The organism is Bacillota bacterium (genome assembly GCA_012842395.1).
Lineage (GTDB): Bacteria > Bacillota > SHA-98 > UBA4971 > UBA4971 > UBA6256.
In genome coordinates, this window is sequence record DUSX01000002.1 from 305,013 (window position 1) to 314,285 (window position 9,273).

Genomic DNA, 9,273 nt, shown 5'->3' on the forward strand with positions numbered 1-9,273 from the left:
TCCTTGTGAGCTGCGACATTGCGTGCTGCCTTGCAAGCGTCTTTATGGCACTGCTCGTGCGCTTTGAGTTCAACCAGGCACGAGCACTGCCATATCTCAATATGATCTCGCCACGCCTGCCTGCACTGCTGGTACTTAGGATCGCTTCGTACCAGGCATTCGGCCTTTACGATAGACTGTGGCAATTCGCAAGCGTCCGGGAGCTCGTGGCCATCGCTGAAGCCGGCACCGTGGCATCGATCGGCGATTACTTCCTGCTACACCTAATCCATGGACCTGGCTTTCCTCGAAGCGCCACCATTCTCATGTGGCTATTCAACATCAGCCTTGCTGGCGGGCTGCGCCTCTTCGCCCGGCTGAGGCGGGAATGGATTCTGACGGGCAGGTCCCGGGCCTGGGCGACCAACGGAGCGGCGCCTACACGACCTGGGCCTGGGCCGGGTGGCGCTGAGTGGCAGGTCGGCCCGTGCCGGCGTGCTCTCATCATAGGTGCCGGCGAGGCTGGCGTGCTGGTGGCGAAGGAGCTCCGAGCCCATCCGGAGCTGTGTTACGACATAGTCGGGTTTGTGGATGACGACCGTTCAAAGCAGGGATATATGGTCGCAGACTTGCGAGTGCTGGGCACGCGCGCTGATCTCCCGAGCCTTGTCGCGCGGCACGACGTGGACGAGATCATCATAGCCATGCCGTCGGTGCCTGGCCGTGTCGTGAAGGAGATCGTGGCCGCGTGCGAAGGGCTCGGGACGCGCGTCAAGACTCTTCCAGGAGTGTACGAGCTCATTGACGGCAAAGTGGATGTGAGCCGTATCCGCGACGTCCAGATAGAAGACTTGCTGAGGCGGGAACAAGTCAGGGTGGACCTCGACAAGATCGGCGGTTACTTGACAGGTCGGCCGGTACTCGTGACGGGCGCCGGCGGATCTATAGGACAGGAGCTGTGCCGACAGATCGCGAGGTTCCAACCGGCAAGCCTCGTGCTCTTGGGGCATGCAGAAAACGACATATACGACATCGACCTCGAGCTCAGGGAGACGTGTCCCTCTCTCAACGTCGTGCCCGTCATAGGCGATATACGGGACGCGGCGCGCATGGAAAGCGTGTTCGCACGCTACAAGCCGGACGTGGTCTTTCACGCGGCCGCCCACAAGCATGTGCCGCTCATGGAGATGCATCCCGAAGAGGCGATAAACAACAACGTTTTCGGCACTTGGAATGTTGCGTGCGCGGCCGATCGGCACGCTGCTTCCAGGTTCGTGCTCATTTCGACTGACAAGGCCGTGAACCCCGTGAGCATCATGGGCAGCACCAAGCGGGCGGCTGAGCTCCTCATCCAGGCCTTGAACGAGCATAGCAACACGAGATTCATGGCGGTCAGGTTCGGGAACGTCCTTGGGAGCAGGGGGAGTGTGATACCGCTCTTCAAGCGGCAGATCGCAGCGGGCGGCCCGATCACGGTGACCCACCCCGATATGGTGCGCTACTTCATGACCATCCCCGAAGCTGTCCAACTCGTTATACAGGCTGCCGCAATGGGTGAAGGCGGAGAGGTCTTCGTGCTCGATATGGGGGAGCCTGTCCGCATAGTTGACCTCGCTCGCGATCTCGTGCGACTGTCTGGCCTTGACCCGGACAAGGACATAGAGATCAAGTTCACGGGCGTGCGTCCTGGTGAAAAGCTCTTTGAAGAGTTGCTTACGGCGGAGGAAGGGACGGTAGCCACCTGTCACGAACGGATATTCATAGCGAGGAGCACGGCTACGCTTGACGGGAGCGTCGAGGAGTTCCTCAAGACCTGCCGTGAGCTTGCGGCAGCGGGCGAAGCAGGCGGAGCCCAGTTCGTGAGCTGGGTTCGTGAGCTCACGAGCCATGACGGGGCCCGCCGTGCTGGGGCGTCAGGGGTGCGTCCCCTGGCAGCGAGGAGCGGCACGTGATGGCTCCAGCGCAAGCCGTTCCTCGGAGCCTGAGGTGAGGAGAGAGCTGGAAGAGCGAAGCCGAGGCGAGCGGGGGCTGACGAAGGGAAAATGGTGACTCCTCTTGAAGCGTTGTTCGTCCTGGCTGCCGCTGGGTACGTCCTTGGCGGCATCAGTGTGGGAAGCATGCAGCTCGGGACGTCGGGGGTGCTGCTCGCGGCGCTGTACTTCGGGCACCTGGGATACGAGATACCAGGCATCGTGCGCGATCTCGGGCTTGCGCTGTTTGTAGGTTCCGTGGGTCTCACGGCGGGCCCAAGGTTTTTCAGGAACCTTAGGCGAAACGCGCTATCGTACGGCGCGATAGCTCTTCTCATAGTGGGTTCGGGAGCAGCGGCAACGGTGCTTCTTGCAAGGGCTCTCGACATCCCGCGGGCGCTTGCAGTGGGCATTTACACGGGCGCCCTCACCACCACGCCGGGCCTTGCCGTGGCGCTTGAGGCCACGGGCGACAATGCGGCGTCGATCGGGTACGGGATAGCCTACCCCTTCGGCGTGGTAGGCGTTGTACTCTTCGTGCAGCTCATGCCGCAAATCCTTCGAAGGAATCTGAAGGAAGAGGTAGCAAGGCTATCGCGGGCGCCAGAGAGAGGCGTGAAACTCGCGGAGACGCTCCTTGTGCGTGAATTCATCGTGGAAAATCCCGATGTGGAGCGCAAAACCCTCGCTGAGCTCGGTGTGCTCTCGCGCACGGGGGCCGTGGTGTCCCGTGTGCAAAGAGGGCGCCAAGTCTTCGCGGCGCTCGGCGATACCGTGCTCATGAGGGGGGACGGAATACGTGCCGTTGGGACCGACGAGGCGCTTGCGAAGCTGGAGGCGCTCGTCGGGCGCCGCGCGTACCTCTCCATGGACGAGCCGGGGGTGGATCTGCGCGACCTTACCCTGGAGAGCCGCGAGGTCGCTGGGACCACCGTCCGCGAGCTAAATCCCAGCGAGCGTTACGGGGTGGTGCTTACCAGGGTCAGACGGGCCGGCGTTGAGTTCACGCCACGCGCAGACACCCTGCTCGAGCAAAAGGACGTCGTGCGAGCGGTGGGCGCACCGCACGCGCTTGATAAGTTCGAGGCGGCCTTGGGGCGTCAGAGGCGGCCGCTAGAACGGACGGGCATGCTCGCTTTGACGCTTGTGTTGGCCGCAGGGCTGCTCATAAGCCGGCTACGCGTGCAGATTCCCGGTGTCGGACCCCTGAGCCTTGGCATCGCCGGCGGACCTCTCATGGCAGGGCTCGTGGTCGGGCATTTCGGCGGCGTGGGACGGTGGTCCCTTAGGCCGCCAGGGCACACGCTCGGGATCACGCGCGAGATGGGTCTCATGCTCTTTCTAGCTGGCGCGGGCGTTGCTGCAGGGCGTGGGTTCGTAGCCACCGTGGCGAAATACGGTTGGCTGCTCTTCGCGAGCGGCGCGCTCATCACGTTGGTTCCGATGGTGCTCGGGTTCGCTGCATCGGCGTGGCTTTTCAAGCTCAACCTGCCCGACAACCTAGGAAGCATCTGCGGAGGGATGACGAGCACGCCGGCTCTCGGAGCACTCATAACTGCCGCCGGAAGCGACGAGGTCGCGGCTCCATACGCGGCCACTTACCCGTTCGCACTCGTGTTCGTGGTGCTCGCCACCCAGGCCCTCGCGATCGTCTTGTAGTGCGCCGGTCGCGGGCGCAGGTAGTGATGGTCTTTCTCGTGGGCCCTGCCAACATGTGCGGAGCACGGCGACTAGGGGCCGCCCGAGAAGTGCATGGCGGGAACGAAAGGAACCTGCCATCGGGCGCCAGCCCGAACCTTGCGCGAAACTGGCTGGAGGAGTCGCTCGCCAAGAACTGCTGGATTCGCATAGCCGCACTTTAACCTCCCACCCATAGCTTGCCACAGTCGCCGTCCATCCGGGATCCCCCGACCTGGCTAGGACCACATTCCTGTCCTTTGTGTCTTACATGTGCCTTACAGAATCCGCGATTGTTGCGGAAAACCATTGCACTTCGCGCGGCTGGGGTAGTATAATACTGCCAGCAGCCTGGAAAACACAATATGGAAGGCTCTTATCAAGAGCGGCGGAGGGACTGGCCCGATGAAGCCCGGCAACCGGCGGCGGACTCGCCTGCACGGTGCCAATTCCTGCAGAACTTTCCGTTCTGGGAGATGAGAGATGCAGCGCCTCTTCCTGAACGCGGAAGGGGCGTTTTTGTGCGTCTCGGGTGCAGCTGCGCGGTGCGATCGAGCGGCGCGACTCGCCGGGACAATGCTGGGCCGATTGAGACGGTTGGGCTTAGGTGACAGGTTCCGAAATACAGAGCAGGAGGGGTGCTGACATGGGAGAAACGACAGGGAGATGCTCAACAAAGGCGAGGAGGCTTGTTACGTCAGAGTCAGTGACCGAAGGTCACCCGGACAAGCTCTGCGACAAGATCGCCGACTCCGTGCTCGATGCTATCCTGAAGGAGGACGCTAATGCCCGCGTGGCGTGCGAGGTTGCCGCGACGACGGGCGTGGTCTTCGTCATTGGTGAGATCACCACGTCTTGCTACGTGGAGATCCCAGAGATCGTCCGCAATACAGTGCGGGAGATCGGGTACACCAGGGCCAAGTACGGATTTGACGCTGATACCTGCGGCGTTATCACGTCCATCCACGAGCAGTCGGAGGACATTGCCATGGGAGTGAACCGGTCGCTCGAGGTTAGACAGCTCGAAGCGGCCGGGGTCGCAAACGGTTTCGAACATTTGGGCGCTGGCGACCAGGGCTTGATGTACGGGTTTGCCACACGTGAGACCCCGGAACTGATGCCCATGCCGATAATGCTTGCGCACAAGCTGGCCCGGCGGCTCGCGGAGATCCGTAAGCAGGAGATCGTGGACTATCTGCGCCCGGACGGGAAGACGCAGGTCACCGTGGAGTATGACGGCGACACGCCTGTGAGGGTGGACGCCGTGGTGATCTCCGCCCAGCACCACCCGGAGGTCGACTATGAGACACTCAGGCGCGACATTATCGAAAAGGTAATTCGCCACGTGATCCCGCCGTCTCTCCTCGATGAGCGCACGAGGTTCTTGATCAACAACACAGGCCGGTTCGTCGTAGGCGGCCCCCACGGCGACTCGGGGCTCACGGGCCGAAAGATCATCGTGGACACGTACGGAGGTGCGGCACGCCACGGTGGCGGATCGTTTTCGGGCAAAGACCCGACCAAGGTTGACAGGTCGGCGTCCTACGCTTTGAGGTGGGTAGCGAAGAACCTCGTCGCTGCGGGCCTTGCGGACAAATGCGAGGTGCAGGCGTCTTACGTCATCGGGTCCTCGCGTCCCGTTTCGGTCGGCGTTGAGACCTTCGGCACGGGTAAGCTGGATGACGACGATATTCTGGCGCTCGTTCGCAAGCATTTCGACTTGCGTCCGGCCGCCATCATTGAGAGGCTGGACCTTCGGAGGCCGATTTACAGCCCTGTGGCGGCGTACGGCCATTTCGGAAGGACCGATCTGGACCTCCCATGGGAGAGGCTGGACAAGGTCGACGACCTGAAAGCCGATGCCTTCTAGCGCAACCACCGGTGATCCTGTCTAAGTACGGCGCCATAGGTCTTCGTCTCCTTTCTTGACGGCGGTAGGGTTGCCGGCCACGCCCTCCAGGCACGGCGCGCTTGCGGCGCGCCTCGTTCGAATTCGGCGCGCAAGCCTGCCGGACTCTCCACGCCCCGTCGTGCAAGCACCGGCAACCCTGGGCAGGATCCCTCGGCCGGAAGTAGCGCGGACTCTTGGCAACATACTTAGAACCTCGGAAAACGAGAGGGGACTAACGGGCGCGCGCGGCCCCGAGCTCCGGGGCGGGGAGGCACGGCGTGCCAAGCGCGCTGAGCTGCGGCCGCATGTCATATGCGCGCCCGCGTGCTTCGTACAGCGCTCCATCAGTGCTTTATGTAGTCTGTGCAGGGGCGCTTCGTGCAGCCCCGCTTTACGTGTGCGGCCCTGTCGGTGGGGGAAAGGGACGCAAAACGAGGCGGGGTTGCGCGAGGTCCAGCGCTTTTGTGACGGCAGGGACATACTAGGAAGAGGAATTCGGGGCTTTATGTAGAAGTAGACGTGGACATTGGCTTGCCGCGGGTGGACGCAAGCCTGTCTCATGGAGGTTCTGGTGACGGTGCGGGCTCGACCGCATCGGTCGAGTTCTATGTTGTGGTGTGTCGGCCCGTCCTGCCATGTAGCGTCGGCCTGTCGCCTCCGGGCATTGTGAGGAGGATAACCAGCGTGGTGAATGTGGGTGTGATCGGGTGTGGTAACTGGGGGAAGAACTATGTCAGGAACTTTTCCGAGATCTCCGAGGCGAAGCTGGTAGTCTGCTGTGACACCAATCAGGCCAGGCTTGCGGCAATCAGAGAGAGATACCCGCTTGTGAGGCTGACTAGGAATTTCCAGGCGGTGGCGTCTGATCCGAAGATAGATGCGGTGGTGGTGGCGACTCCCCCCGCAACTCATTACAGTATAGCTCGTGCGTGCCTTCTTCGGGGGAAGCATGTCCTCGTGGAGAAGCCGTTCACGCTTTCCTCGGAGGACGCGGATCACCTTGTGGATATCGCCGAGAAGGCGGGCAAGGTCCTGATGGTTGGGCACATCATGGACTATCACCCTGCGATGCGCGTGGTCAAGGAGTACGTCGACTCAGGCGAGCTGGGAAAGATCTACTACATGCATGCTGCCCGCACGAGCCTCGGGATCGTGCGCGAAGACGTAAGTGTGTTGTGGGACAAGGCTCCACACGACATAGCGACCCTTCTCTATTTGCTGGGCGATGAGCCAGTGAGCGTGGCGGCTACTGGTCAGGCCTACGTGAACGACGGCATTGAGGACGTGGCCTTCGTGACCATCCGCTTTGGCTCGGGAGTGATGGCGAACATCCATCTAAGCTGGCTTGACCCGTGTAAGACGAGCCGGACGACGATAATCGGCGAGAAGAAGATGATAGTGTTCGACGACGCGGAAACGCTGGAAAAGGTCAAGGTTTACAACAAAGGTGTGAACCGCCGGCGCGACTTCATGAAAAGGTCCGAAAACGGCTCCCACCCCAACGGGGTCGCGGAGGCCACCGAAACCACCGGCGATGCGCCGAACGGCGCGGACGCGCTGAACGGCTTTTCAGGTTTCCAGTACACGTTCACTTACGGCGATGTGTACATCCCCAAACTCAAAATGAGCGAACCCCTCCGAAACGAATGCCTCCATTTCTTGGAGTGTATCCGCGAGGGCAAACGCCCTCTCACCGACGGCGTGAACGGAGCGAAGGTGGTCAGGGTGCTTGAGCGAGCCGAGGAGTCGCTTCGGCGCGGCGGAGAGTATGTTCCTGTAGAGTCGGGTGTGGCCGCGGCCGCCACGAAGGAGGGGTTCATGGCTCGGGCGCGCTCTTTCTGGAAGGGCCTGGGGTTTTGAACTCTATGAGATCATGAAATAACCGGGCTGAGACATAGTTATTTGTCGCATCTTGGGAGGTGACGCGCTCGTGTATTCGTCTGGCAGTAAAGGGGAGGATACGGTCGAGCGGGTCATAAAGGCCCAGGAGGAGGAGCGGCGGCGTGTCGCAAGAGACATCCACGATGGTCCTGCCCAAATGATGGCCAATGCCATCCTGCAGTTGGAGATAGTCGAAAGGCTCATCTCCGAGGATCCTCCCCGCGCTCTCGAGGAGATCCGCGACCTCAGAAAAGCTATCACCGAATGCCTTCGCGAAATCAGACGCATCGTCTTCGACCTGCGGCCCATGATGTTGGATGACCTTGGGCTGGCACCTGCGTTGCGGCGGTACGTGAGCGACTTCAGTCAACGCCATGGCCTACCTGTGGAAATGAACGTGCTCGGCAAAGAAACGAGGCTTGACCCCGTGGTCGAGCTCGTTCTCTTTCGCATCGTACAGGAGGCGCTCAACAACGCGCGCAAGCACGCATTGGCTTCCAAAGTCGTGGTCACCCTTGGGTACGGTGTAAGTGCGGTCGGAGCGAGCATTGAGGACAACGGCAAGGGCTTCGATCTTGCCGCGGTCTCTCGGGGCGTCGGGAGGTCGGAGAAACTGGGGATCGCCGGGATGAAGGAGCGCGCAAAGCTCCTTGGCGGGTCCCTCGACATAGACACGGCCCCGGGCAGAGGCACCAGGGTGGCCGTTAGGATCCCTATCGCGGACCCTGACACGCGCGGGTCCGCGGGAAGGTGAGGGACGGGACGTGGCTGTGCCGTCCGGCACCGCCCGCGGGGCGCGAGTGATCAGGGTGTTCATCGTTGATCAAAGCTCTCTTTTCCGGGCGGGCATGTGTCGCGCCATCGAGTCCGAGCCCGATCTCAAGGTAGTCGGCGAGGCGACCGATTTGGAGCAGGCTGCTGAGGTCGTTCCCGCATGCCGCCCAGACGTGATCGTGGCGGGCAGTGTGCCGTCCTCGGGCGCTGGAACGTGGCGGGCCGCGCTCGCTGCTTGGGCCCTTGGCCTCGACACAAGCCTTTCCGCGTTTGCAGCAGCGGGAGGACAACAAGCCGGGCAGAGCGCGCACGCCGGCGTGCGACAGACGTACGCGACGGTGGCCGTGGTAGATGTTGGTGACGCTGGGCGGGAGGTTCTTGATGCCGTCATGGACGCGTTCACGTCGGGGGTGCTCGCATGCCTGGATCGCTCGGCGTCTCCGGAGGACCTCGTTTACGCGATTCGGGCGGCTGCCCGCGGGCACCAGTATGCGTCGCCGCGACTGGTAAGAGTGTTGGTGGAGGGTGTCGCCAGGCTGCGCGACGTGGCTTCGGGGTTCGAAGAGGCGGTTCTGCATGCGATGGCCGCGCCGTCGGATGCAGTCGCCGCCTCATCCTACGCAGGGACGGAGGGCGCGCGGCACCGATTGACTGCCAGGGAGCGCGAGGTCCTTTCCTTGGTCGCCCGGGGCAAGAGCAACCGGGAGATCGCGAGGATGCTTTCGATAAGCGAGAAAACAGTCAAGAACCACGTCAGCAACCTTCTTCACAAGCTCGGGGCGGACCGGCGCACCCAGGCCGCCATATGGGCCATCAGCCAGGGGTTCTCGGGGTCTGGGGGGTCCCAGGACGAAGGGCCCATGACCAAAGTCCCGTCCAAAAATGAGCCATCGGGCTGATAGGCAAGCCTTGCCATCGTATGATACTTTTCTAGGCGGGAATTGAGGATCCCTTATAACTGAAAAACCGAGAACGTTCTCCCGACAAAGGCAAACCCGTCGAAAGGCGGGGACGCAAAGCCACGGGTCTAAAGCCAGGAGGGGTTCTGGCCATGATAGCCGGGTTGCCGAAGAGAAGGGACTTTTGGAGCCTGCTCGTTTG

General features: G+C 62.0%; 6 protein-coding genes and 2 riboswitches. All 6 genes read left to right on the forward strand.

Annotated features, from left to right (window positions below; translation table 11 throughout):
• The first annotated feature begins 44 nt into the window (after positions 1–44).
• The 6 genes from GX515_01675 (at position 45) to GX515_01700 (ending at position 9,071) form a co-directional block, all read left to right on the forward strand.
• Positions 45–1,931 (forward strand): polysaccharide biosynthesis protein, encoded by a 1,887-nt coding sequence (locus GX515_01675; protein HHY31721.1) that lies wholly within the window; start codon positions 45–47, stop codon positions 1,929–1,931.
• Between the two features lie 93 nt (positions 1,932–2,024).
• Entirely contained in the window at positions 2,025–3,608 is a 1,584-nt protein-coding gene (locus GX515_01680; protein ID HHY31722.1) for a YidE/YbjL duplication, read from the forward strand.
• 391 nt (positions 3,609–3,999) lie between these two features.
• A riboswitch (SAM riboswitch) is annotated at positions 4,000–4,109 on the forward strand.
• A 163-nt stretch (positions 4,110–4,272) separates the two neighbouring features.
• A complete protein-coding gene (locus GX515_01685; protein ID HHY31723.1) occupies positions 4,273–5,496 on the forward strand; it encodes a methionine adenosyltransferase in 1,224 nt (407 codons plus the stop codon).
• A 705-nt stretch (positions 5,497–6,201) separates the two neighbouring features.
• Complete coding sequence (locus tag GX515_01690; GenBank protein ID HHY31724.1) at positions 6,202–7,377, forward strand: Gfo/Idh/MocA family oxidoreductase; 1,176 nt, start codon at positions 6,202–6,204, stop codon at positions 7,375–7,377.
• Between the two features lie 70 nt (positions 7,378–7,447).
• Positions 7,448–8,152, forward strand: a complete 705-nt coding sequence (locus tag GX515_01695) for a sensor histidine kinase (protein ID HHY31725.1) — start codon at positions 7,448–7,450, stop codon at positions 8,150–8,152.
• Positions 8,153–8,753: 601 nt separating this feature from the next.
• The gene (locus tag GX515_01700) at positions 8,754–9,071 is read left to right on the forward strand and encodes a response regulator transcription factor (protein HHY31726.1); all 318 of its coding nucleotides are present in this window, start codon (positions 8,754–8,756) and stop codon (positions 9,069–9,071) included.
• Between the two features lie 79 nt (positions 9,072–9,150).
• Positions 9,151–9,243: riboswitch (cyclic di-GMP riboswitch) on the forward strand.
• Positions 9,244–9,273: the final 30 nt, after the last annotated feature.